Raw genomic sequence first — 24,639 nt, forward strand, 5'->3', positions numbered from 1 at the left:
AACCAATGAACGTGAAATTCGCGCGGACGCGCAACACCCTTGTAACGCTCTTCGCTGCCACCATGCTTTCAGGCGCCGCGCTGACGCCGGCCATGGCAAAGACGCTCGTCTATTGCTCGGAAGGCGCGCCGGAAGGCTTCGACGCGGCACTGTACTCGGCTAACAGCACCTGGGACGCCTCGGCCGAGACGGTCTATGACCGCCTCACCGAATTCGAGCCCGGCACCACCAATGTCGTCCCGGGCCTTGCCGAAAGCTGGACCATTTCCGCCGACAATCTCGAATACACGCTGAAACTGCGCGCGGGCGTGAAGTTCCAGACGACGGACGATTTCACGCCGACGCGCGATTTCAATGCCGACGACGTGCTCTTCACCTTCAACCGGCAGATGGACAAGGACGATCCGTGGCACAGCTATTTCGCCGGCGCGAACTGGGAAATGTTCAACGCGATGGAAATGCCGGCGGCGATCAAGGAGATCGTCAAGGTCGATGAAAGGACCGTCAAGTTCGTACTGAACCAGCCGGATGCGTCGCTGCCGTCGAAGCTCGCGCTGAACTTCGGCTCGATCGTGTCGAAGGAATATGCCGACAAGCTGGCGGCAGACGGGCGGCGCGAGGACCTCGACCGCAAGCCGGTCGGCACCGGACCGTTCCGCTTTGTCGACTACCAGCAGGACGCGGCGATCCGCTTTGCCGCCAACGCCGACTATTGGGATGGCGCGCCGAAGATCGACAATCTCATCTTCGCGATCACCACCGACCCGACCACCCGCATGCAGAAGCTTCAGGCGGGCGAATGCCATATCGCTCCGTATCCGGCACCGGCCGATATCGCCAAGCTAAAGGCAAATCCGGACCTCAACGTCATGGAGCAACCGGGCCTCAACGTTTCCTATCTGGCGATGAACACCTTGGTCGCGCCGTTCGACAAGCTGGAGGTGCGCCGCGCCATCAACATGGCGATCGACCGCAAGGCGATCGTCGAGTCCGTCTACCAGGGCATGGGTCAGATCGCCAAGAGCGTCCTGCCGCCCACCATGTGGGGCTATAACGGCGGGATCGAGGGTTATGGCTACGATCCGGAGGCGGCCAAGAAGCTTCTCGACGAGGCCGGCGTCAAGGATCTGAAGATGAAGATCTGGGCAATGCCCGTTAGCCGCCCCTATATGCCGAATGCCCGCCGCGCCGCGGAACTGATGCAGGCGGATCTTGCCAAGGTCGGCATCGGTGTCGAGATCGTCTCCTACGAATGGGGCGAATACCTCAAGAAGTCGCGGGACAAGGCGCGCGACGGCGCAATCATCCTCGGCGGCACGAGCGACAATGGCGACCCCGACAACCTGCTCAGCTACTTCTTCAGCTGCTCAGGCGTCGGTGGCAGCAACAATGCCAACTGGTGCTACAAGCCACTCGACGAGATCTTCCAGAAGGCCCGCGCCAGCTCGGACCAGGGCGAGCGGACGAAGCTCTACGAAGAGGCCCAGGCGATCATCAGCGATCAGGCGCCCTGGGTTCCGATCGCACACTCCACCGTCGTGCTGCCGATGTCGAAAAAGGTGAAGAACTACGTGATGGAGCCTCTGGGCTCGCATCGCTTCGACAAGGTCGACATCGAGGAGTAACTCACCCGATCCGGGCTGGGCGCGAGCTCGATTTTCTCGCGTGACTTAGGCGGGCGTTCGTCCCGTCCCGCCCGGGGCGCTGGAGATTTCACTCTCCAGTGGTCCCCGGGGGGGGCGGGTGAACGACCGCGACAATGTCCGGCTGGCGGCGGCCAACGGCAGGGCGTTGATCGGCCTGTTCCAGTGACTACATCTTGCAACTCCCCAGTGTGGAGCGCAGCGGATACAGAGCCGTGCGCCCTGTACGGAACCGCGGAATACCCGAAGCGAGGAAGTCTGCGCCTGCCGAGGCGCCGCCGGTTGGCGAAGTGTTGCTGCTCACCCGACCGGTGCTAGGGGGACAGTAGAATCGGTCGTGTCGAGATCAGAAGCGGAAGTTCAGGCCCGTCTTGATCGCGTGATTGACCAGATTGTTCGAGCCCTTCACGCCACCGATCGCGGAGTCCACGCCGTTGAAGCGGGTCTGGGTATATTCGACCTTGCCGGAGATGTTTTCGGTAAATCCCATCTCTGCGCCCGCACCATAGGTCCAGCCCGTGTGCCAGCGATCGCGTGAGGTTACGGTGCCCTTGCTCTCGAAGCGGGCGGTGGTGACGCCCACCGTGCCGTAAAGCAACACGTTGTCGAGTGCGTAGCCCGCCTTGGCCCTGGCCGTACCGCTCCAGGTCTGCTGCAAGGCGCCGCCTTTGCCAACCTGGTACTGCAAGCCGCCGGCGCGCGCCGCCTCGATCTCACCACCGATCACGAAATCGCCGAACTGTTGATTGTAGCCGACCTGGACGCCGCCGTTGATCTTGTTCTTGCTGCCCTTCTGGTTCGAGGAGCCGGTGCCGATGTGGCCGCCCGCATAGGCCCCCGTCCAACGATCCACATTGGCAAAGTCGACGCCCGAATTGTTGAAATCAGCGGCCTGTGCGGTCGAAGCGGCTGCGGCAACGGTCAGAGCAAGCGCGGCCGTCTTGAAGTTGAGTGTCATCGATCGTTTCCTTTATTGTCGCGGACCGGTCCGGCCCGTTCAATGCGATCGGTTTGCCTCATCTGCTTGCAGGTTCCGCGCAGAGTTCATCCGGTTTTCATGGAGAGAGTACGCTTTGCGAGCCTCTGCTCCCGCAGTCTGTCGGCAAGGCGATTTCGAAGGTCATGCCGCCGAACTCGTTTCGCCTCGCGCTGGTCGAACCTCCATGGGCCTCGGCGATCGCGCGAACCACCGACAGGCCGAGACCGCTGCCGCCGCTCGCCCGGGATCGGGAGTCATCCGCGCGCCAGAACCGATCAAACGCGTGCTCGATGTCGACGTCGGACATACCAGGGCCGGAATCCTAGCATTGGAAGATTGCCTCCGAACCTCTCATCTTCGCCACGATGGAGAGCCGGCTTCCGGACGCATAGCGGGTGGCATTGTGCATGATCGCAAGCAAGGCCTGTCGCACTTTGCCGCGATCAAGCATCATCGGCGCCCGACTGAGGTTGAGCGATACCGGCATCCCGGCCTTGTCGAACTCGCCGAGCATCGCGGCTACGGCGGTCTCGACCTCTTCGCCCATGTCGCCTGGCTCCAACCGGAGCTCCAGCCGCCCTACATTCGAGAGCGCCAGGATGCGGAGGTCCTCGACGATGCCGGTCAGGTGATCGATCTGACCGATCAAACCATCGTAAAGCTCGGTGGTTGGCTTGAAGACGCCGTCGCGCATTCCCTGCAGGCGGCCCCGCAGCACCGTCAGCGGCGTTCGCAGCTCATGGGCAATGGCGTTGTTCTGGTACTGCAACTCCTTCTCTGCGTTCTCCAGCAGTTCAGCCATCCGGTTGAAATGGTCGATCACATCGTCGACCTCCCCCAGTCGTCTTGATCGAACGGGCACGCGGGTGGAGAAATTTCCCATCGCGATCGCCTTTGCGGCATCGCGGATGAGCACCAGTGCGTTCACGATCCGGTGGCTGAGGCGACTGCCAATGATGGCAGCGATGATGAGGCTGACGGTGAGCACTGCGGCCATAACCAGGAGCTCGACCAGGGTGACCGGCTCGAGGACCGCGTCGGGATGCGTCAGATAGAGGACGTACATGTAAATGAACGATCCCGACGTCAGCACCCCAATGGTGGCCGTCACCGCCAGAAACATGTGTTTCGTCAGAAGCCAGCTGAAGCCTCCGATCGCCCATTCCCGTTTCCTGGGACGGCTGCCCGGGGTTGGGCCGAAGGTAAGGTCTGTCGTTTGGGGATCGCTCATGGTGGTTCTCGGAGTTTCTCTGCAATCAGCGGTGCAACCGGCAGGCACAGGATTCGTTGAGGCCGTGTGTGGGTTGCGTGGAGAGAGCGCCGAAATCGGAGGAGCAATCGTTCGAGGGACTTAGCTTGTTCGGCGCAATCACGGCCGGCGGCATCGGTTTGCGGTGCTTTGCAAAGAATCTGTCGGGCAAACGCACAGGTTGCAGGTTGTCCTGCCGGGAGCGCGCGCAGGTAGCCTTGTTGGGGCGTCTAGCCGGTAACCTGCAGGGCCGGGACCCCATCTACAGACAGGAGGCATCACCCATTGCAGACCCTTGCAAAGATTCTTGCATCGCCATTATTGACGGCACGGAAAATTGCAGGAACGATGGATCCTGCAAATGAACTTGCGGGGACGTCATGACGATACTCGATCGCATTAAGACGCATTCCAGGCGGCTTACCGATGCGGATCAGAAGCTGATCACCACCATGCTGGAAAACCGGGCGGAGGCCGCGTTCCTGTCGGGCCCGCAGCTTTCCCAGCGCGCCTCCGTTCATGAGGCCACCGCCACCCGGCTGGCGCAGAAGCTTGGCTACAAGGGCTTTCCGGATCTTCGCGCGCAGCTGCAGCGCGAGGTGCTGGACGACCAGGACGCGGCCAACCGCATGCGCCGCTCGGTCTCGAAGGTCGAGCATGGCGACTACCTGACCGATCTGATTGCGGCCGAGATCAGCGCGCTCGAAACGCTCGCCCGGTCCGTCGAGCAGACGGATATCGACAAGGCCGCGGACATGATTTTTTCCGCACGTCGCGTCTTCATCTTCGGGCAGGGGCATGCGCAATCCGTGGCCGGCTTCCTGCAGCGTCGCCTCGATCGCTTCGGCATGACCACGATCCAGCTGACGGGGCGCGGCCGGGACATCGCCGAGCGCCTGGTCAGCATGGAGGCAGGCGACCTCATCGTGGCGCTTGCCTTTCGTAAACAGCCGCAAAGCTACGCCCCGCTGATGCGGCATGCGACACGGGTCGGTGCGCCCTCGATCCTCGTTTCCGATCTGGTCGGGCCGCTGATGGAGCCCGCTGCCGATCTGATGCTTGCAGCGCCGAGGGGACGCTCGGGCAGCGAATTTCAGACACCGACGATCCCGTTTGCGATCGTCAACGCCATCGTGCTGACGATCGCCGGCCGCCACCAGGGGCAGGTGATCGGCAGGCTGGAGAAGCTGTCGGAGTTGTTCAACGACTTCGACTAGGAGCGCCTGCGTTCACAGGAACGCACAAGGGACGTTCTAATACTTTGATTCTAGAGCATCTTTCCGCCCCGCAAGTGATCCCACTTGAAGGCAGGATGCTCTAGCGGGGAACTATAAAGGGAGGAGAACGAAATGCTGAAAAAACTGACCAGTGCCGCACTTGCCGCATGCTTCGCACTGCCATCCTTGACGATGGCGTCCGATCTCGACGGGCTGACGCCGCAGCAACTGCTGCCGCTCGCACAGAAGGAGGGAAGCGTTACAGTCTTCTCGCTTTCGAGCCGCATCGCCAAGATCGAGAAGGCCTTCGAAGAGACCTATCCGGGCATCGACCTCATCGGCCTCGACATGAGTTCGACCAAGCAGATCGCGCGTGTCGAAGCGGAGCAACAGGCCGGTGTGCATGCTGTCGACGTGCTCTATATCGCCGATACGCCTGTCGTGTTCACCAAGCTTCTGGAGGGGAAGCGGATCGTGAACTACGTGCCGCCGCGGGTCGCGAACGAACTGGAGGACCGCTACAAGGCGCCGCTCCTGACCCAGCGCCTCTCGACGAAGGTGCTGATGTACAACGAGAAGGCGTTTCCTGATGGTTCGCCCGTCAGTAATCTCTGGCAGCTCACCCAGCCGGAATGGCAGGGAAGGGTGCTGATGGTCGACCCGAGCCAGCGTGGCGAACTTCTCGATCTCCTGACCGAGATCGCGCTGCATCCGGACGAAATGGCCGCCGCCTACAAGGCGCATTTCGGCAAGGATATCGAAGTTGAAGGTGATCTTCAGGGCGCCGGTGAGCAGTTCATCAAGGACCTCTTCGCCAACGACCTGATCCTGGTTCCCAACAGCGACGTGCTCAACAAGTCGGTGGGAGACGTCAACGCCAAGAGCCCGCCCGTCGGTTTCGGCACCTATTCCGACCGTCGTGACAACGAGAAGGAGGGCTGGGCGCTGCAGATCGCCAACAATGTCGAGCCGGCCAACGGCATCCTGTTTCCGGCGGTACTGACGGTCGCAGACAAGGCGCCGCATCCGGCGGCCGCTCGGTTGCTGATCGACTTCATGTTCGGCGACGATACGCCGACCGGCGGGGCGGGCTTCGAGCCCTTCAACGTCCCCGGCGACTACGCGACCCGCAAGACCATCGCCCACCATCCGGACTCGGTGAAGCTCGATGACTTAAAGGCCTGGACGATCGACCCGGCAAAGACGGCCGCCGCGCGCGGGCGCATTGCCGACCTGATCATCACGCTCCAGTAACGGAAACCGTCTGTCGGCACGCTTTTCCAAAACGCGTGCCGACAGACGCCGAGGCTCTGACATGACATCCCTATCGATATCCGCACCATCGGGCAGCCGGCTGCTCCGATCGGGCTTCCTCTTGCCGGCAATTCTCGTCGCCATCGTCGCGATCCTGGTCGTCGCTCCGCTCTTGCGCATCCTCTTCACGACGCTGACGCCTGAGGGCATGGCGGCCTGGAAGGCCGTGCTCGCCAGCCCGCTCTCGGCCAACCTCTGGTGGCGGCCGCTCCTCAATACCATGATCCTCGGTTTCAGCGTCGGCGCCGGCTGCCTGCTCATCGGCGGCTTCCTTGCCTGGCTTGTGGTGCTGACGGACGTGCCGGGCCGCCGCTTCCTCGGCCTGATGGCGTCGCTGCCCTACATGATCCCGAGCTTTGCCGCAGCCCTTGCCTGGGGCACGCTGTTTCGCAATTCGCGTCTCGGCGGTTCGGCCGGCTTCTTCGAAACCAGCGGCCTTGCCATTCCCGACTGGCTCGCCTGGGGGCTCATCCCGACGGCGATCGTGCTGATCGCGCACTATTATTCGCTCGCCTATACGATCATCGCCGCGGCCTTGAGTTCGGTCGGCGCCGATCTCGTCGAGGCAGGCCAGATGGCCGGCGCCAAGCGCCCGCGCATCTTCTTCGGCATCATCCTGCCGGTGGTCACGCCGGCGCTGATTGCCGCGGCATCGCTGACCTTCGCCGGTGCCGTCGCCAATTTCGCGGCACCCGCTTTGCTCGGCCTGCCGGTGCGGATGCAGACGCTTTCTACCCGTCTCTTCGGCATGATCGAGACCGGGCAGAACGAACGCGGCTTCGTGCTTGCGCTGCTGCTCATTGCAGTGTCGGCACTGTTCCTGTGGCTCTCCGATCGTATCGTCTCCGGTCGCAAGGCCTTCATCACGGTGACCGGCAAAGGCGGGCGGACCAAACGCTTCCCGCTTGGCGCCTGGCGCTGGCCACTCTTTGCCATCGCCGTCATCATCGGGTTTCTGACCACGGTGCTGCCGGTCCTCGTGCTGGCCGCGTCGAGCCTGGCACCGCAGAGCGGCGCGCTGTTTTCCAACTGGACGCTGCACTTCTGGATCGGCGAAGGTGGCGGCGAGATGGCGCAGGGGCAGGCGGGTATCTTCCGCAATCCGGTGCTGATCGACGCGATCTGGAACACGATCCGTCTCGGGCTGGTCGTCGCCTTCACCACGATGCTGCTCGGTCTTGGGCTGGCCTATACCATCGTCCAGCGCCGCGGCAGCCTGCTCGCGACGCTGCTGAGCCAGCTCGCCTTCCTGCCGCTTCTCGTGCCGAGCATCGCCTTTGCCGCGGCCTATATCGCGCTCTTCGGCGCGCCGATCGGGCCGCTGCCTTCGCTCTACGGCACCTTCGCCCTGCTGGTCATCGCGGCATCGGCGCACAATCTGCCCTTTGCCGTGCAGTCGGGGCGGTCGGTGCTCGGCCAGATCTCCGCCGACATCGAGGAAAGCGCCCGGCTGACGGGTGCGGGACTGATCCGTCGCCTGTTCGCGATCATCTTTCCCCTCGCGATCCGGGGCCTCTTTGCCGGCGCGATCCTCGTCTTCGTCAAGATGGTGCGGGATCTCTCGCTGGTCGTGCTGCTGTTCACCGCCACCTCGCCGGTCTTGAGCATGGTCGCCTATCGCTATGCTGCGGAAGGCTTCCTGCAGTTCGCCAATGCCATCACCCTCGTCATCCTCGTCGTCTGCCTGGCTGCCTCCTTCGTGGCCCACAGCCTGCAGAACCGTGTCCAGAAATGGAAAGCACCATGAATGCTTTAGCAACCGGCACTGCGGACGCCATCAAGATCCGCAGCCTCGTCAAACGCTTTGGCGCCTTTACCGCCGTCAAGGACGTCAACATCTCGGTACCGGCGGGGTCCTTTCTCGTGCTCGTCGGCCCCTCGGGTTGCGGCAAGTCGACCCTTCTGCGCATGCTGGCCGGGCTTGAAAGCCCGAGCGAAGGCGAAATCGCCTTCGTCGGGCAGACCGTCTCGAGCGGCGCGGGCGGCGTCATTGCCGACGCCGGCAAGCGCAACGCCGGGCTCGTGTTCCAGAGCTATGCGCTCTGGCCGCACATGACGGTCGCCGGCAACATCGCCTGGCCGCTGAAGGTCGCCAGATGGCCGCGCGACAAGCGCGAGCAGCGTGTGCGGGAAGTGCTTTCGCTTCTCGGCATCGACACGCTTGCCGAACGGTATCCGGCCGAGATCTCCGGCGGCCAGCAGCAGCGCGTGGCGATCGCCCGCACGATCGCGCCACAGCCGAGCATTCTTTTGTTCGACGAGCCGCTGTCGAACCTCGATGCCAAGCTGCGCATCGAGATGCGCAGCGAGCTGATGCGCATCCACCGGGCGACGGGGGCGACATCGGTCTACGTCACGCACGACCAGGTCGAGGCGATGACCATGGCGACCCATGTCGCCGTGCTCAACAACGGCCGCGTCGAACAGTTTGGCAAGCCGATCGATCTCCTGCGCAATCCGCAGACCACCTTCGTTGCGACCTTCCTCGGCACGCCGCCGGCAAACCTGATACCGGTGCACCGCGCCGGCGACGGCCTCGTCTTCGGCGATATGGTGCTAGCGCCGGCTTCCGTGGCGGCCGGCCGCGACGATGCGCAACTGCTCTTCCGTGCCGAAGACGTCAGCGTCGGCGCGGTCGCCGGAGCACCGTCGCTTATGGCCCGCTTTGCCGAAGCAGCACCGATCGCGGGCCGAACCATGGTGACCGCCATGGTCGGCGACCTGCGCGTTACGGCCATGGCCGACAGCTACTTCACCGCCACACCGGGGGAGCCGATCCCCCTTTCCTTCATTCGCACCCCCGATGCGGTTTTCGCCGCCACCGGAGAAAGGATCCAACAATGAGGCTCATCCTCATGCGCCACGGCGAAACCCAGTGGAACGCCGAACAACGCCTCCAGGGACAGGACAACTCGCTCCTGTCCGAGCGCGGGGTCGCGCAGGTGAGGCGGTTCCGCCCCTACGCCAAGGCGTTGAAGCCGGTTCGCATTATCGCCTCCGATCTCGGCCGCACCCGGCAGACGGTCGCCCTCATCGGTCACCCGGACGCGCCGACCGACGAGCGCTTCCGCGAATTGGACATGGGCGAATGGACGGGACGACGCAAGCCGGATCTGATCGCCGAGCGGCCGGAAGAATATGCCGCATGGCGCGCCGGTACGTTCACGCCGGCCAACGGCGAAACCTGGGGCGCCTTTCGCGGCCGCGTGGCCGAAGGCGTGCATGACTGGATGTCGCGCACCGAAGGGGACCTGCTCGTGGTTGCCCATGGCGGCGTGGTGCGCGCCGCCTGCCACGAATTCCTCGATCTTCCCCCGTCGCGCGTCGTCCCCGTCACGCCGGGGACGGCGACCATCCTGCATTTCCCGCGGCGCGGCAGCATGACCGCGCAGCTGGAGGGCTACAACATCGGATCTGTCGCACCCGACGACTTCGTCGCCGACTGATACTTGCGGCGAGGGGCATGAGATGAACTCCGGAACATTCGTTATCCTGGAACTTCTGGGTGGCGTGGCGCTGCTTCTGTGGGGCGTTCGCATGGTGCGCACTGGCGTCATGCGCGGCTGGGGCGACCGGCTGCAGCGCTTTGTCGAAGAACGCCTGTCGAACCGGCTTACCGCCTTCGGTGGCGGGGTCCTTGCGACCGCCGTGCTCGGCAGCGCCACGGCCATGGCGCTGATCGTTGCCGGGCTTGCAGGCGCCGGTGCGATTTCGGCCCAGACCGGGCTCGCCGTCCTGCTCGGGGCGGATATCGGCTCCGCGCTCGTCTCCGGCCTCTTTGCCTCCGGCTCGTCGCTTGCCGGCGTGCTCGCTCCGCTGTTTCTCCTGACCGGATACATCGCATTCAGCGTATCCGGCGAATTCCGACCGCGTAACGCCGGCCGCATCCTGATGGGCCTCGGGCTGATGCTGATGGCCTTGAAGGTGATCGTGTCGGCGACCGCGCCACTGCGCGAAGCCACGCTTTTCCACGATGTCCTGCAGGCGGTCGCGACGGAGCCCGTGCTTGGCTTCCTCGTCGGTGCAATGCTTGCATGGCTGTTCCACTCGACGCTTGCCGTCATCCTGCTCGTCGCCTCGCTCCTGATGAACGGCAGCCTCGAAGTCGCCGGCGCCGTCCCGCTTATCCTCGGAATCAATTTCGGCGGCGGACTTCCGGCGGTCAGCGCCACGCTCGACCAGCCGCCATCTGCCCGCAAGCTGCCGGTCGCCAATCTCTTCTGCCGCGGGCTTCTGGCCGTGTCGCTGCTGCCCTTCGCGCGGCAGATCGTCGATATTGCCGGCCGTCTACCCACCGATCCGTTGCATGTCGCGGTCGGTCTTCACGTCACCTTCAACCTGGTCGTTGCGGCCGTGTTCCTGCCGCTGTCGTCGTTCGTCGTGAACCTTGTGGAACGGCTTGTCCCGCCAGCGCCGGTCGTTGGCGATCCCTTGACGTCTCCGCGCTATCTCGACAGCATGTCGCTGGAGACGCCGGCAATCGCGCTCAGCAATGCAACGACCGAAACGATCCGCATGAGCGAATTGCTGGAGCGCATGTTCCGGATGGCGCTGACGTCGTTACAGGCCGGCAGGCTCGAAAATCTGAAGGAACTGCTGCCCGTGGATGCACGGCTCGGCAATTACATGGCGTCGGTGCACGCCTATCTCGGACAATTGACACAGGACGGGTTGCCGGCCGGAGAGACGAGCAGAGCCCATGAGATCATGTTGTTTGCGAGCAATCTCGAACATGCGGGCGACGTCATCAAGCTAAGCCTTGCCGATCGCATCAGGGCGAAAATCAAGCAGAACATTCAGTTCACCGTCAGCCAGCGTGCGGCGATCGAGGCGCTCTCGGAGGTGATCGTGGCCTCGTTGCGATTGTTGCCTGCGGCCCTCTCCTCCCGCGACGTCGCGGCCGCATCGCGGCTCGCGGCCCAAAAGGACCGCTTCCGTGAACTCGAAGATGAAATCGTGCGCCGGCATCTCGGCGGCGAGCATGTGGAGACGGCGGCCGGTGCGAGAGACAATGCCCTCTTCATCGACCTCGTGCGCGACCTCCACCGGATCAATTCCGATATCGCAGCCGCCGGTTATCCGCTGGTGCAGGCCGCAGGCCTGTTGAGCAGCAGCCGAATTCTCAACGTCGGAGCGGTTGCCGGTGCGAGATGATCGCAGAGGCGATGTCGATCGGCCAGGCGCTGCTAGAGCTTGGCTGAGACCGCTGTCGCCGCCTCTCGGATAGTCTGCATCAGCAGAGAAAGGGCGAGCGGCGGCACCGCGTCGGCGCGCATGGTCAGGCCAACAGGACCTTTCGTTTCGCTTGTGTCGATCGGCAGGATTGCGATCGTGCCATCGTCGACATCGGCGGCGACGACACCGGCGGAGATGATCCAGATCGCATCGCTCGCCCGCACGAAGGCCCGGCCGAAGGCGTCGGACACGGTCTCGATCTGGTTCGGCAGACTGGCAATACCATTTGTGATCAGGAAGCGCTCGACGAAGGGGCGGATGATCGAGGCGCGTGTCGGCATCAGGACCGGGAAGTCGGCGAGCCGCGCAAAGGTGGAATGGGCGCCGGCAAGCAGCGGATGTCCAGCCCTGACGGCAAAGACCACCTGTTCCGAGTAGAGATGCTCGAAGGAAAAGCCGGTCATCTTTTCCGGTGCCGCAAGCCGCCCGACGACCAGATCGAGATCGCCGACGCGCAGTTGTTCGAGGAGGACTGCATTCTCGCCGGTGACGATCTTGATGCGGGCGCCGGTCTCCTCCTTGAGAAACAGCGTCATGGCGTGCGGCATGATGCGTGTCGAGACGGTCGGCAGCGCTCCGATGCGGACCGGAACGCCGTCGCCGGACCGTTCCTGCGAGACCGAATCGAGCCCTTGCCGAAGCGCCGTCAGCGCCGCACCGGCGTGGCGCAGGAACACCTCGCCATAGCGTGTTATCTTGATGCCGCGCCCGTCGCGCTCGAAGACCGCGACGCCAAGCACCTCTTCGAGTTCGCGGATCGTCTTGGTCACGGCCGGCTGGCTGACATGCAGCAGCTCGGCCGCCTTCATCACGCTCTTCTGCCGGGAGACCTCGACAAATGTCTGTAGATGGCGAAACTTGACCCGGGCGTCGATCATGGAATTCATAACCCTCAAGTTAATGAAATGCCATGAAATATCATTTTACCTAACCAGATTAAATATCCAATTTGGTGGCGGAGGAGAGAGCCCGTGCAGTTTGCCCGTATCAACGACATTACGATCCACTATCAGGTGATCGGCGCCACCGGCGACCGGCCGGTGCTGGTTTTCGCCAATTCGCTCGGCACGGATTTTCGCATCTGGCGCGATGTCATCGTCCGTCTTGCCGGCGATTTTGCCATCGTCCTCTACGACAAACGCGGCCATGGCCTCTCGGATATCGGGCCCACACCCTATGCGATCGAGGACCATGCGAACGACCTTGCCGGCCTGCTCGACATGCTCTCGGTCAAGCAGGCGATCATCTGCGGCCTGTCGGTCGGCGGCCTGATTGCGCAGTCGCTCTACCAGCGACGGCCCGATCTGGTGCGGGCGCTCGTCCTTTGCGACACGGCGCACAAGATCGGCACGGCCGAGACCTGGGCCGCACGCATCGCGGCGGTCGAGGAACACGGCATCGAGGCGATTGCCGATAGCGTGCTCGAGCGCTGGTTCACGCCGGCGTTTCGCCGCCCGGAAAACATCGCCTATGCCGGCTATCGCAACATGCTCGTCCGTCAGCCTGTAACCGGATACGTCGCCACCTGCGCCGCCATCCGCGACGCCGACTATACCGAGGCGGCAGCCCGCATCGCCGTGCCGACGCTTTGCGTCGTCGGCGATCAGGACGGCTCGACGCCGCCGGATGTCGTGCTTGCCACCGCCCGCCTCATTCCCGGCGCGCGCTACGAAGTCATCCGCGATGCCGGTCACATTCCCTGCGTCGAAAACCCGGAAGCCTTGACCGCGGTGCTTCGCGCCTTCTTCGAAATTGCAATGCATGGAGACAGGACCCATGAGTGACGCTTCTGCGCCCTCCGATCGCTATCGCCAGGGCATGGCCACGCGCCGTGCGGTGCTCGGCGACAATCACGTGGATCGGACGCAGTCGGTTTCCACCGAATTCGACCGCCCCTTCCAGGAGCTGATCACCGAAGCGGCGTGGGGCCATGTCTGGTCGCGGCCGACCTGGACGAAGCGTGAGCGCTCGATCGTGACGATCGCGTTGCTCGCCGCCCTCGGCCAGGATGACGAGGTTGCCATGCATGTGCGGGCGACCGCCAACACCGGTGCGACCCGCGAGGATATCTGCGAGGCGCTGCTGCACGTGGCGATCTATGCCGGCGTGCCGGCGGCCAACCACGCGATCAAGATCGCCAAGCAGGTCTTTGCCGAGATCGATGCCGGCACGGCGGCCTGACGGGAGGAAGCGATGTCCGACAGAACCAATGGAAAGCCGGAGACGGGCGCCTTTTTCCCACGCGACCGTGGATGGCATGCGCCGGCGCTGACGCCGGGCTACAAGACCTCGGTGCTGCGCTCGCCTCAAAAGGCGCTGCTTTCACTCGACGGCACGATTTCGGAAATTACCGGCCCGGTCTTCGGGCACTCGGTCATCGGCGAACGCGACAACGACCTCATCCACAATTTCGCCAAGCCCGGTGAGAGCGCCATTGGCGAGCGCATCATCGTGCATGGCCGCGTGCTCGACGAGCGTGGCCGCGCCGTGCCTGGGGCGCTGCTCGAATTCTGGCAGGCCAATGCCGGCGGCCGCTACCGCCACAAGAAGGAAAGCTATCTCGCGCCGCTCGATCCGAACTTCGGCGGCTGCGGCCGCACGATAACCGACGCGGAAGGGGGCTACGCTTTCCGGACGATCAAGCCCGGCCCCTATCCCTGGCCGAACGGCGTCAATGACTGGCGCCCGGCGCATATCCATTTCTCGGTCTTCGGCCATGGTTTCGCGCAGCGGCTGATCACCCAGATGTATTTCGAGGGCGACCCGATGATCTGGAAGTGTCCGATCGTCAACACCATCCCGGACCGCCAGGCGGTAGAACAATTGATCGCCCCGCTCGACTGGGCAAACACCATTCCCTTCGACGCACGGGCCTACAAGTTCGATATCGTGCTGCGGGGACGCCGCTCGACACTGTTCGAGAACCGGCTGGAGGGCAACTGATGGTTCAACAACTCGGCTACCTCAAGGAGACGCCCTCGCAAACGGCCGGGCCCTACGTGCATATCGGCCTCACCCCGAACTTCTGCGGCATCACCGGCGTCTACGAGGCTGACCTCGGATCGCGGATGGTGAACGCTGAGACGCGTGGCGAGCGCATTACTATCACCGGACGGGTGATCGACGGCGCCGGCGCGCCGTTGAAAGACGCACTCGTCGAGATCTGGCAGGCGGATGCCGCCGGGTTCTACAATTCGCCGACCGAGATACGCGGTGCTGCGGACGCAAACTTCACCGGCTGGGGGCGCTGTGCAACGGGCGCCGAAGACGGGGTCTTTTCCTTCGAGACCATCAAGCCGGGGCAGGTTCCCTACAGCCACGACCGGAGAATGGCGCCGCACATCACCTTCTGGATCGTCGCGCGGGGCATCAACATAGGGCTTCACACCCGAATGTATTTCCCGGACGAGGCGGCAGCCAACGCTGCCGATCCGCTGCTTGCGCGCATCGAACATCGCCATCGCGTCGCGACGCTTGTCGCGACCGGAACGGCGCCTAATTATGTCTTCGACATTCACCTGCAGGGTGAGACGGAAACGGTCTTCCTCGACATCTGAACAGGAATGTCACGCCTGGACATGGAGTGCCGCATGGGCGGCATTCAGGGCAGCAGGTGGCATTTCGTTCGGCGAGCCGCATCCGCGACCAGAAACGGGGAAATCATGACCTATTCCGCCTTCGACCACCCTTATCTTTCCGGGTTGCTGGGGGATGAGGCGGTTGCCGCCGAGTTCTCGGCTTCCGCCGATATCCATGCGATGCTCGCCTTCGAGGCGGCGCTTGCGCGGGCCGAGGCCGTGCACGGCATCATTCCGGCCAAGGCTGCCGACCGGATCACCGAGGCGTGCCGCGCCTTTTCGCCCGACGTCAGCGCGCTGAGGCGGGCCGTGGCGGCCGACGGGGTGGTGGTTCCGGAACTCGTGCGACAGTTGCGATTGATCGTCGGCGGCGAGGCGGCAGACTATGTGCATTACGGCGCCACCAGCCAGGATGTCATCGACACCAGCCTGATGCTCAGGATGAAGGCGGTGGCCGAGCTTTTCGCCGTCCGGCTCGGCAACATCGTCACGGTGCTCGAGGAGTGCGACAACGAATGGGGCGAGCGCGGACTGATGGGGCGCACCCGTATGCAGGCGGCGATCCCGATTACCGTGTCGGACCGGCTGCGCAGCTGGATTGAGCCGCTGCTCGATCACAAGGACCGGCTGGAAGCCATGGACCGCGATCTCTTCGCCGTCCAGTTCGGCGGCGCCGCCGGGACGCTGGAGAAGCTCGGTGACCGGGCAGACGACGTGCGCGCGACGCTTGCCGAAGAACTCGATCTCGCCGATTTTCCGCAATGGCACAGCCAGCGCTCGGAGGTGGCGGACTTCGCCAATGCCCTGTCGCTGGTCACGGGCAGCCTCGGCAAGTTCGGCCAGGACATCGCCTTGATGGCGCAGCAGGGCGACGAGATCGAGCTTGCGGGCGGCGGCGGATCGTCGGCAATGCCGCACAAGCAGAACCCGGTGGCAGCCGAAGTTCTGGTGGCGCTCGCGCGGTTCAACGCGACCCAGCTTTCCGGCATGCACCATGCACTGATCCACGAACAGGAGCGTTCCGGCGCCGCCTGGACGCTGGAATGGCTGATTATGCCGCAGATGGCTGGTGCGACGGCGGCAGCGCTTCGTCTGGCTGGCGAACTCGTGGGCAACATACGCCGGCTTGGCCGCGCCTGAGCGGGCTGGTGACGCGATCCCTCAGCGGGCCGCGCGCAACATCGAGCGGTAGCGCACCTGGCTGTTCTTGAGGTGCTGGCGCATGGCGCTGCGCGCCTGCTCCTCGTCTCCATCCTGGATGGCGATGAGGATCGCCTCGTGCTCGGCGATCAATCGCGACAGCTCCGCAGACGCCAGCACGGTTTCCTCGCCGCTCTCCGAAACCGCTCGGCGGGGAATGAGCGCCGTGCCGAGCATCTGCAGGAACTCGCTGAAGCGCGGGTTGTTGGTCGCCTGGGCGATCGCCAGATGGAAGTTGAAGTCGGCCTCCGCCGTCGGCCGCCCCTGCGCGGCGCTCTCGCAGAAACTGTCGAACGCTTCGGCGATCTTTTCTTCCTGGGCCGGCGAACGGCGAAGGGCGGCAAGCGCTGCGGCATCGCCTTCGACGGCGGTCCTCAGTTCCAGCATTTCGATCAGCGAAGAGACGCGCGCAAGATCGATGCCGTGGAACGGCAGCGGGGTCGAAGGCGCAGGCTCCAGCACGAAGACACCGATACCGTGCCGCGCCTCGACAAGCCCGCCGGAGCGCAGCGCCGCGATCGCTTCGCGCACGACCGTGCGGCTCACGCCGAATTCCTGCGTCAGCTGCGCTTCCGAAGGCAGGCGGTCGCCAGGCTTGTAATGCCCGGCGCCGATCTGGCCGCTGAGGGCGTCCGTTACCTTGGCCACCAGCGTCTTGCCTTGAGAGGCGGGGGGGTCGGAGGCGGGGACGTTGCTCATGGGAATGGCCGTTTCTGCGACTTGGGTGCTTTGTGTCTGGATACGCCATTGCCGATCAAGGGCGCAATCCATGGCTGGCTGCAATGCGCGGGAACCAAGGGTGATGTCTCAATAAATCGGATCATCGACGAAGGCGCCGCCCTGATAGCGCACGAGAGAGTCGCCCGGCTGCGGCGTGGGGGTGTTTTCGGCGACTTTCTGACGGAAAACTTCGGCATTGTCCTTCGGGCGCCAGCCGAGCCAGGAAACATGCGAATTGTCCCACCAGCCGGCGTCGTTGGCCGAGGCGCCCCAGATGACCGGGCAACCGAGAACCGGCACACGGAAGACGGCCTCCGTCAAGGATACGAAGTCGTCATGGGAAAACCAGGTGGAGAGCATGCGATAGTTGACGGGCTCGGGCAGGCAGGAGCCGATGCGGACCAGGGCGGTCTCCTGGCCGAACTTCTCGAAATACATGCGCGCCAGCGCTTCGCCGAAGCACTTCGACACGCCATAGAGCCCGTCGGGCCGGTAGGGCGCGTTCGGGCCGAGCCGTTCGCCTTGCGGATAGTAGCCGATCGTGTGGTTGGTGCTGGCAAAGAGGATGCGCGGCTTGTTGTTGGCGCGCGCCGCCTCATAGAGATTGTAGAGGCCGAGAATATTGCCGTCGAGGATTTCCGAGAAGGGCCGTTCGACCGAAATGCCGCCCAGATGCACGATCGCATCGCATCCGACGACAAGCTCGTTGACGGCGCCCCGGTCGGCCAGGTCGCACTGAACGCATTCCTCGTTTTCACCCGGCGGATCGAGCGGCGCGCGATCTGCTAGACGGATCGTCCTTGCCAATGGCGCCAGCCTTTCGCGCATGACGCGGCCCAATTGCCCCGCCGCGCCGGTGATCAGAAGTCGTTCCATCGCCTGTCCCCCCAAGCCGGTGCAGGCGCTCACCGCGATCGATGCGCCCACATATCATATGATATCCGCTAACATATAATACATCTCTATTGCAATGCTCTCGCGATGAGGCGAATTTGTTAAGGAGCGATCTCTTGGCGGCGTTTGGCGCCGAATTTCGGCCTTATGGCGTCACGTCGCTTTCGAAGTACAAAGGCGACCCGCAGATCTTATATGATGACTTGTATTACGACGTATTGACATGTGTGTGATGACTTGCTTAGTAGGCGCGTCGAGTTTTAGGGAGGACCCGCACGAAATGAACCCTGAGCAGATCAAGGCCGCGCTTGGATCGGGCCTGCTTTCGTTCCCGGTGACGCATTTCGATGCGGAGGGTCGGTTTGCGCCGGACAGCTATCGGGCGCATGTCGAGTGGCTGGCCGGCTACAAGGCGCCGGTTCTGTTTGCGGCCGGTGGCACCGGCGAGTTCTTTTCGCTGAAGCCTGACGAGATCCCCGGCATCGTCAGGGCGGCCAAGGACGTTTCCGGCGACACGGCGATCGTATCGGGCTGCGGCTATGGCACGGAGATGGCGGTCGACATCGCTCGTTCGGTCGAGCGCGTCGGTGCCGACGGCATCCTGCTTCTGCCGCACTATCTGATCGATGCGCCGCAGGAAGGGCTTTATGCCCATGTGAAGAAGATCTGCCAGTCGGTCGGCATCGGCGTCATGGTCTATAACCGCGACAACGCGGTGCTGCAGGCCGATACGCTTGCAAGGCTGTGCGATGAATGCCCGAACCTGATCGGCTTCAAGGATGGCACCGGCGACATCGGGCTGGTGCGCCAGGTCACCGCCAAGATGGGCGACCGGCTGATGTATCTCGGCGGCATGCCGACGGCGGAACTGTTTGCCGAGGCCTATCTCGGTGCCGGCTTCACCACCTATTCCTCGGCCGTCTTCAACTTCGTGCCGGGCCTTGCCAATGAGTTCTATGCCGCCCTTCGCGCCGGCGAGCGCGCCACCTGCGAGCGCATCCTCAACGACTTCTTCTATCCGTTCATGGCCATCCGCAACCGCGCCAAGGGCTATGCGGTGTCGGCGATCAAGGCCGGCGTGCGGCTGCAGGGTTTTGATGCCGGTCCGGTGCGTGCGCCGCTGAAAGACTTGACCGAGGAGGAAGTCGCCATGCTCGACGCGCTCATCGGTGCGAACAAGCGTCAGAAATGAGCGTTTTGCGAGGATAGCCCATGAAGATCGTCGCCGTCCGCACCCACCTTCTCGAACATCGGCTGGCCGTGCCGTTCGAAAGCGCCTCCATGCGTTTTGACCGTCGCGCCCATGTGCTGGTCGAGATCGAGTGCGACGACGGCACGATCGGCTGGGGCGAGTGCCTCGGCCCGGCGCGGCCGAATGCGGCGGTGGTTGCGGCGTACACGCCCTGGCTGATCGGCCAGGACCCGCGCCAGACGGAAAAGCTCTGGGCGATCCTCTACAACGCGCTGCGCGATCAGGGGCAGCGCGGGCTTGCGATTACCGCCCTTTCCGGCATCGATATCGCGCTCTGGGATATCAAGGGCAAACACTATCGCGCCTCCGTCTCCATGCTGCTTGGCGGGCGCTGGCGCGAGAGCGTGCGCGCCTATGCGACCGGCAGCTTCAAGCGCGATGGCGTCGACCGGGTCTCCGACAATGCGCTGGAGATGGCCGAGCGCCGGGCGCAAGGCTTCCATGCCTGCAAGATCAAGATCGGCTTCGGCATCGACGAAGATCTGCGGGTCATTCGTGCCGTGCGCGAGGCGATCGGCGACGAGATGCGGCTGATGATCGACGCCAACCACGGCTACACCGTCACCGAGGCGATCCGGCTTGGCAAGGCGGCGGCCGACTACGACATCGACTGGTTCGAGGAGCCGGTCGTGCCGGAACAGCTTTCCGCCTATCGCGCGGTCAGGGCCGGCCAACCGATCCCGGTTGCCGGCGGCGAGACCTGGCATGGCCGCTATGGCATGTGGCCGGCGATCGAAAGCCGTGCCGTCGACATCCTGCAGCCGGATCTCTGCGGCTGCGGCGGTTTTTCCGAGATGGCGAAGATCACGAGCCTTGCGACGCTGCACGGCGTTCGCATCGTGCCGCATGTCTGGGGCACGGGCGTGCACATCGCTGCCGCGCTGCAGTTCATGGCGGCGATGACGCCGGATCCGGTGCGGGTCAACCCGATCGAACCGATCCTGGAGTTCGACCGGACGGAAAACCCGTTCCGGCAGGCGGTGCTGAAGGCGCCGATCGAGGCGGTCAACGGTGTCGTTGCCATCCCCGATGCGCCCGGCCTTGGCATCGAGATCGACCGTGACGCGCTCGCCAGGTTCAAGATGCCCGAGAGAGCGCAATGATCGAGCGAACCCTCACCGGCCGCCCGCCTGAACCGCGCTTGCCGACGGGCACGGTCGACGCGCAGATGCACATGTATCTGCCGGGGTTTCCGTCGCTTCCCGGCGGCCCGCCTTTGCCGGTTGAGCCGTTGCCGGATGCTGCCGCCTACCGCCAGGTCATGGACTGGCTCGGCATCGACCGGGTGATCATCACCCAGGGCAACGCCCATCAGAAGGATAACGCCAATCTGCTCGCTTGCCTGGCCGATATGGGCGATATCGCGCGCGGCGTCGCCGTCATCGACGAAACCACGTCCGATGCGGACATCGGCGCGCTCAGCGACGCGGGCGTTGTCGGTGCCCGTATCATGGATCTGCCTGGAGGGGCGGTGGGGCTCGATGCGTTGGAAGCGGTCGATGCGCGGGCACATGCGGCAGATTGGATGATAGCCGTGCAGTTCGACGGCAACCGGCTGCTCGACCATCTGCCGCGGCTGGCCGGCATCCGGTCACGCTGGGTGCTCGATCACCACGGCAAGTTCTTTGCCGGCGTCGATCCGGATGGACCGGAGATCGCGGCTCTCTTGAAGCTGATCGATCGCGACAATGTCTGGTTCAAGTTCGCCGGCGTCTACGAGAGTTCGCGCGACGGGTGGCCCTATGAGGATGTCGCAGCCGTCTCCAGGAAGATCGCCGCGCATGCGCCAGAGCGCATCGTCTGGGGCTCGAACTGGCCGCACAACATGATCCGCCAGACAGAAGACTATCCCGACGATGCACGGCTGGCAGACCTCGTGCTCGGCTGGCTTCCGGACGAACGGGCCAGACATCTGGCTCTCGTCGAGAACCCGGAACGCCTGTTCAAGCTGCCGGCCTTCGCCGCGGTGTAGTTGCCGCGGGTGCTGGGAGGCGCCCGTGGAACCCACAACATGGAGATTTCGCATGCCGGCCCGGATGGGCAGCAACCCGGTCTTGGGAGAGGCCGAAGCACGACTAGAGGAGGAGGAAAACATGAAGAAAATTGCAAGCATGCTTTGCGTCGCCATGGGGCTGGCGTTTGCCGGCACAGCGGCGCAGGCGCAGGAAATCACCCTGCGTTCGGCAGACATCCATCCGGATGGCTACCCGACGGTCGATGCGGTCAAATACATGGGGCAATTGCTCTCCGAGCGCACCAACGGCCGAATCAAGATCGAGGTCATGAACAACGGCGTTCTCGGCGGCGAGAAGGACACGATCGAACAGACCCGCTTCGGCGTCATCGACATGAACCGCGTCAACGCAGCACCCTTCAACAACCTCGTCAAGGAGACGATGGTCCTCGGCATGCCTTTCCTGTTCCGCTCGACGGAACATATGCACAACACGGTCGACGGCCCGATCGGCGACGAAATCCTCGCAGCGTTCGAACCGCATGGCTTGATCGGTCTTGCCTTCTACGATAGCGGCGCGCGCTCCTTCTACACGACCAAGAAGCCGATCGAGAAACTGGCTGACCTGAAAGGCCTGAAGATCCGCGTGCAGCAATCCGATCTCTGGATCGCGATGATGCAGGCCTTCGGCGCCAACCCGACGCCGATGCCGATGGGCGAGGTCTACTCCTCGCTCGAGACGGGCGTCGTCGATGGTGCCGAGAACAACTGGCCGTCCTACGAATCTGCCCGCCATTTCGAGGTGGCCAAGAACTATTCTCTGACCGAACATTCGCTCAATCCGGAAATCCTCGTCATTTCCAAGACGAGCTGGGACAAGCTCTCGCCTGAGGATCAGACGCTGCTTCGCCAAGCGGCCAAGGACAGCGTCGGCAAGATGCGCGAGCTTTGGAGCGCGCGCGAAAAGGCTTCCGAGGAGAAGGTCCGCGCTGCCGGTGCGAACGTGATCAAGGTCAACAAGGAGGAGTTCGCAGCCGCGATGGGGCCGGTCTACGACCAGTTCGTCAGCGACCCGAAGCTGAAGGACCTTCTCGAAAGGGTAAAGGCGGTCAAGTGACAGCGGTGAGGCCGGCTCCGGGATCGGGGCCGGCCTTTTCAACTGTTTACCGGATCGCCTTTGCGGAGGAGGAAGAAACATGCGTCGTTTCATGCGGACGATACGTCCGCTTCTAGGCGCGCTGAGCCGCGCTTCGCTCTACATCGCCGGCATCGGCATGGTCGCCATGACCCTGATCGTCGGCTGGCAGGTCTTTGCCCGCTACGTGCTCAACGACTCTCCGAGCTGGTCGGAGCCCTTGGCTCTTCATCTCATGGCCTGGTTCATCATGCTCGGCGCCGCCGTCGGCGTACGCGAAAGCGTGCATCTCGGCCTCGATGTCGTCCGACACGTGATGAAGCCGTCGGTGCAGCTTGCCATGGATCTGGCGAGCCTCGGGCTGATCGTCGTGTTCGGCTTAGCGATGGCCTATTACGGCCTGCTCCTTTCGGCCGGCACCTGGACGGCGACCATTCCGGTTCTCGGATGGCCCGGCGGCGTCGACTTTTTCCCGCTGATCGTCGGTGGCGCCATGATCGCCCTTTTTGCCGCGGAGCGATTTATCGACCAGTTTCTCGGCGTCGAACTCGCAGCCGATGTCGTCGTGCAGGAGATGGCCTGAATGGCTCACACTATCCTCTTTGGGGTCTTCACCCTCCTGATGCTCATCGGCACGCCGATCGCCTTCTGCCTCGGCATCGCTTCGTTCGCGACCGTGCTCTATCTCGGCCTGCCGCCGGTGGTGGTGTTCCAGCAGCTGAATTCGGGCATGAACGTCTTTGCCATGATGGCGATCCCGTTCTTCATCTTTGCCGGTGACCTGATGGTGCGCGGCGGCATCGCCAACCGGCTGATCCAGTTTGCCGCCGGCCTCGTCGGCCACCTGCGCGGCGGCCTCGGCCAGGTCAATATCGTCGCCTCGACGCTCTTCGGAGGCATCTCCGGCTCGGCGGTGGCTGACGCCTCTGCGGTCGGCGGTCTGATGATCCCGCAGATGGCCAAGCGCGGCTACGACCGCGACTATGCCGTCAACGTCACCGTCAATGCGGCGATTATCGCGCTGATGGTTCCGCCGTCGCACAACATGATCCTCTATTCGATCGCCGCCGGCGGTAATGTTTCGGTTGCCGATCTCTTTACCGCCGGCATCATCCCGGGGCTCTTGCTCGCGCTTGCGCTGATGGTGACGGCCTATGTCGTTGCCAGGCGCCGGGGCTATCCGTCCGAACCGTTTCCGGGCTTTGCCAAGGTCTTCTACTATCTGCTCGCCTCGTTCCCCGGCATCGTGCTGATCGGCATCATCTTCGGCGGCGTGCGCTCCGGCGTCTTCACCGCCACGGAAAGCTCGTGCATTGCCGTGCTCTATGCCTTCCTCGTCGCCATGCTTGTTTATCGCGAGCTGGATTGGACGGGCTTCGTCGAGGCGGTGATGGGGGCGGTGCGCACGACGGCCATGGTGCTGCTCGTCATCGGCATGGCGGCGTCCTTCGGCTGGCTGATGGCGTTCCTTCAGGTGCAGGCATTGATGATCAGTGCGATCGGCGCGATCTCGGAAAACCCGATCATCGTGCTGCTCGTCATCAACATCATCCTTTTGATCCTCGGCACCTTCATGGACATGGCGCCGATGGTGATCATCTGCACGCCAGTGCTGTTGCCCGTGGTCAAGGCCTTCGGCATCGATCCGGTGCATTTCGGTGTGGTGATGATCCTCAATGCCGGCATCGGCCTCAACACGCCGCCGGTCGGAACCGTACTCTTCGTCGGCTGCGCCGTCGGCGGGATATCCATCCGCGAGGCGATGCGCACGATCTGGCCGTTCTTCGGCGCCAGCATCGCAGTGCTGATGGCGGTCACCTACATACCGGCGCTGTCGCTGTGGCTGCCTTCGGTTTTCAAGTGAACTGATCGTTCGCGATATCTCCGGGCTCGGTATATCCGCCGGGCCCGGCCTTTTTCAGGGCTGGCTACTCGTTCCCGTTGGCGGCGAGACACTGCCGCTCCAGGCGTTTCAGGAAGACGCCGATTTCCTTTGCTGCCTGCAGATCGCCCTTCCGCTCGGCGACCGTACGGCCTTCGCGCCAGACCTGAATTGCCTCCTGGTGGCGGCCCAGCTTGAGGAGGATTGCGCCACGCAGTTTCCATGCTGCCGAATAGTCCGGGTCGAAGGCGATCGCCCGCTCCACATGGGCCAAGGCGGTATCGAAGTCCGCCTCCTGGAGGCAGATGCTGCCGAGCGTGAACCGCAAAAGGGCGTCGTCCTTTCCGTCCTGTAAGAGCTTTTCGAGCACTTGCCGCATGGCTTCCT

General features: G+C 63.7%; 24 protein-coding genes and 1 pseudogene. 18 read left to right on the top strand and 7 right to left on the bottom strand.

The annotated features are described in order from the left end of the window. Positions 1-62: 62 nt before the first annotated feature. Complete coding sequence (locus tag IB262_RS31090; RefSeq protein ID WP_192494228.1) at positions 63-1,625, top strand: ABC transporter substrate-binding protein; 1,563 nt, start codon at positions 63-65, stop codon at positions 1,623-1,625. Positions 1,626-1,989: 364 nt separating this feature from the next. Here IB262_RS31090 and IB262_RS31095 read toward each other — a convergent pair whose 3' ends face one another. The 3 genes and pseudogenes from IB262_RS31095 to IB262_RS31105 form a co-directional block, all read right to left on the bottom strand. Beyond that, positions 1,990-2,601, bottom strand: coding sequence for an outer membrane protein (locus tag IB262_RS31095; protein WP_192494206.1), 612 nt, complete (start codon positions 2,599-2,601; stop codon positions 1,990-1,992). A 97-nt stretch (positions 2,602-2,698) separates the two neighbouring features. Next, positions 2,699-2,932 (bottom strand): annotated as a pseudogene (locus tag IB262_RS31100) (ATP-binding protein); the annotation flags it as partial. A gap of 12 nt (positions 2,933-2,944) precedes the next feature. After that, complete coding sequence (locus tag IB262_RS31105) at positions 2,945-3,853, bottom strand: histidine kinase dimerization/phospho-acceptor domain-containing protein (protein ID WP_192494208.1); 909 nt, start codon at positions 3,851-3,853, stop codon at positions 2,945-2,947. A 398-nt stretch (positions 3,854-4,251) separates the two neighbouring features. On the opposite strand from IB262_RS31105, the gene IB262_RS31110 reads away from it, so the two are divergent. The 6 genes from IB262_RS31110 to IB262_RS31135 all read left to right on the top strand — a co-directional run bounded on the left by IB262_RS31110 (position 4,252) and on the right by IB262_RS31135 (position 11,556). Next, entirely contained in the window at positions 4,252-5,088 is an 837-nt protein-coding gene (locus IB262_RS31110) for a MurR/RpiR family transcriptional regulator (RefSeq protein ID WP_112976808.1), read from the top strand. A 132-nt stretch (positions 5,089-5,220) separates the two neighbouring features. Then, positions 5,221-6,342, top strand: coding sequence for an ABC transporter substrate-binding protein (locus tag IB262_RS31115; protein WP_060529786.1), 1,122 nt, complete (start codon positions 5,221-5,223; stop codon positions 6,340-6,342). A gap of 61 nt (positions 6,343-6,403) precedes the next feature. Next, the gene (locus tag IB262_RS31120; RefSeq protein ID WP_051659593.1) at positions 6,404-8,149 is read left to right on the top strand and encodes an iron ABC transporter permease; all 1,746 of its coding nucleotides are present in this window, start codon (positions 6,404-6,406) and stop codon (positions 8,147-8,149) included. Continuing rightward, complete coding sequence (locus IB262_RS31125) at positions 8,146-9,246, top strand: ABC transporter ATP-binding protein (protein WP_034801810.1); 1,101 nt, start codon at positions 8,146-8,148, stop codon at positions 9,244-9,246. Before IB262_RS31120 ends, IB262_RS31125 begins: the two co-directional genes overlap by 4 nt. Then, positions 9,243-9,848 (top strand): histidine phosphatase family protein, encoded by a 606-nt coding sequence (locus tag IB262_RS31130; RefSeq protein WP_034801808.1) that lies wholly within the window; start codon positions 9,243-9,245, stop codon positions 9,846-9,848. Before IB262_RS31125 ends, IB262_RS31130 begins: the two co-directional genes overlap by 4 nt. Before the next feature lie 22 nt (positions 9,849-9,870). Further along, the gene (locus tag IB262_RS31135; RefSeq protein WP_060529789.1) at positions 9,871-11,556 is read left to right on the top strand and encodes a Na/Pi cotransporter family protein; all 1,686 of its coding nucleotides are present in this window, start codon (positions 9,871-9,873) and stop codon (positions 11,554-11,556) included. A 32-nt stretch (positions 11,557-11,588) separates the two neighbouring features. Here IB262_RS31135 and pcaQ read toward each other — a convergent pair whose 3' ends face one another. Continuing rightward, positions 11,589-12,515: a pca operon transcription factor PcaQ gene (gene pcaQ, locus IB262_RS31140; protein ID WP_034801846.1), complete on the bottom strand. Its 927-nt coding sequence runs from the start codon at positions 12,513-12,515 to the stop codon at positions 11,589-11,591. Between the two features lie 93 nt (positions 12,516-12,608). Here pcaQ and pcaD point away from each other — a divergent pair, with 93 nt between their 5' ends. The 5 genes from pcaD (at position 12,609) to IB262_RS31165 (ending at position 16,355) form a co-directional block, all read left to right on the top strand. Next, positions 12,609-13,421, top strand: a complete 813-nt coding sequence (pcaD, locus tag IB262_RS31145) for a 3-oxoadipate enol-lactonase (protein WP_060529790.1) — start codon at positions 12,609-12,611, stop codon at positions 13,419-13,421. Next, positions 13,414-13,818, top strand: coding sequence for a 4-carboxymuconolactone decarboxylase (gene pcaC / locus IB262_RS31150; RefSeq protein ID WP_034801802.1), 405 nt, complete (start codon positions 13,414-13,416; stop codon positions 13,816-13,818). Before pcaD ends, pcaC begins: the two co-directional genes overlap by 8 nt. A 12-nt stretch (positions 13,819-13,830) precedes the next feature. Next, positions 13,831-14,580 carry a protocatechuate 3,4-dioxygenase subunit beta gene (pcaH, locus tag IB262_RS31155; RefSeq protein ID WP_034801800.1) on the top strand — a complete coding sequence of 250 codons (750 nt, stop codon included), beginning with the start codon at positions 13,831-13,833 and terminating at the stop codon, positions 14,578-14,580. Beyond that, complete coding sequence (gene pcaG, locus IB262_RS31160; protein ID WP_192494209.1) at positions 14,580-15,194, top strand: protocatechuate 3,4-dioxygenase subunit alpha; 615 nt, start codon at positions 14,580-14,582, stop codon at positions 15,192-15,194. Before pcaH ends, pcaG begins: the two co-directional genes overlap by 1 nt. 105 nt (positions 15,195-15,299) lie before the next feature. Then, on the top strand, positions 15,300-16,355 hold the full coding sequence (locus IB262_RS31165) for a 3-carboxy-cis,cis-muconate cycloisomerase (protein ID WP_060520905.1): 1,056 nt from the start codon (positions 15,300-15,302) through the stop codon (positions 16,353-16,355). A 21-nt stretch (positions 16,356-16,376) separates the two neighbouring features. On the opposite strand, the gene IB262_RS31170 is transcribed toward IB262_RS31165, so the two are convergent. Both IB262_RS31170 and IB262_RS31175 read right to left on the bottom strand, forming a co-directional pair. Further along, on the bottom strand, positions 16,377-17,114 hold the full coding sequence (locus IB262_RS31170) for a FadR/GntR family transcriptional regulator (RefSeq protein ID WP_113081106.1): 738 nt from the start codon (positions 17,112-17,114) through the stop codon (positions 16,377-16,379). Between the two features lie 108 nt (positions 17,115-17,222). After that, positions 17,223-18,011: an NAD(P)-dependent oxidoreductase gene (locus IB262_RS31175; protein ID WP_060520899.1), complete on the bottom strand. Its 789-nt coding sequence runs from the start codon at positions 18,009-18,011 to the stop codon at positions 17,223-17,225. Between the two features lie 298 nt (positions 18,012-18,309). Between IB262_RS31175 and kdgD the strand changes: the two genes are divergently transcribed. The 6 genes from kdgD (at position 18,310) to IB262_RS31205 (ending at position 24,234) form a co-directional block, all read left to right on the top strand. After that, positions 18,310-19,221 (top strand): 5-dehydro-4-deoxyglucarate dehydratase, encoded by a 912-nt coding sequence (gene kdgD, locus IB262_RS31180; RefSeq protein WP_113554898.1) that lies wholly within the window; start codon positions 18,310-18,312, stop codon positions 19,219-19,221. A gap of 20 nt (positions 19,222-19,241) precedes the next feature. Then, positions 19,242-20,384 (top strand): mandelate racemase/muconate lactonizing enzyme family protein, encoded by a 1,143-nt coding sequence (locus tag IB262_RS31185; RefSeq protein WP_192494210.1) that lies wholly within the window; start codon positions 19,242-19,244, stop codon positions 20,382-20,384. Next, positions 20,381-21,253, top strand: a complete 873-nt coding sequence (locus tag IB262_RS31190; RefSeq protein WP_246802769.1) for an amidohydrolase family protein — start codon at positions 20,381-20,383, stop codon at positions 21,251-21,253. Before IB262_RS31185 ends, IB262_RS31190 begins: the two co-directional genes overlap by 4 nt. A 121-nt stretch (positions 21,254-21,374) precedes the next feature. Beyond that, complete coding sequence (locus IB262_RS31195; RefSeq protein ID WP_060520509.1) at positions 21,375-22,352, top strand: TRAP transporter substrate-binding protein; 978 nt, start codon at positions 21,375-21,377, stop codon at positions 22,350-22,352. Between the two features lie 79 nt (positions 22,353-22,431). Then, on the top strand, positions 22,432-22,953 hold the full coding sequence (locus tag IB262_RS31200) for a TRAP transporter small permease (RefSeq protein ID WP_060520510.1): 522 nt from the start codon (positions 22,432-22,434) through the stop codon (positions 22,951-22,953). Continuing rightward, positions 22,954-24,234 (top strand): TRAP transporter large permease, encoded by a 1,281-nt coding sequence (locus IB262_RS31205; RefSeq protein ID WP_192494211.1) that lies wholly within the window; start codon positions 22,954-22,956, stop codon positions 24,232-24,234. 64 nt (positions 24,235-24,298) lie between these two features. Here the strand turns inward: IB262_RS31205 and IB262_RS31210 are convergent, their stop codons facing one another. Further along, on the bottom strand, positions 24,299-24,631 hold the full coding sequence (locus IB262_RS31210) for a tetratricopeptide repeat protein (RefSeq protein WP_034800062.1): 333 nt from the start codon (positions 24,629-24,631) through the stop codon (positions 24,299-24,301). Between the last annotated feature and the right edge of the window lie 8 nt (positions 24,632-24,639).

It is taken from the genome of Ensifer sp. ENS02 (genome assembly GCF_014851885.1).
Lineage (GTDB): Bacteria > Pseudomonadota > Alphaproteobacteria > Rhizobiales > Rhizobiaceae > Ensifer > Ensifer adhaerens.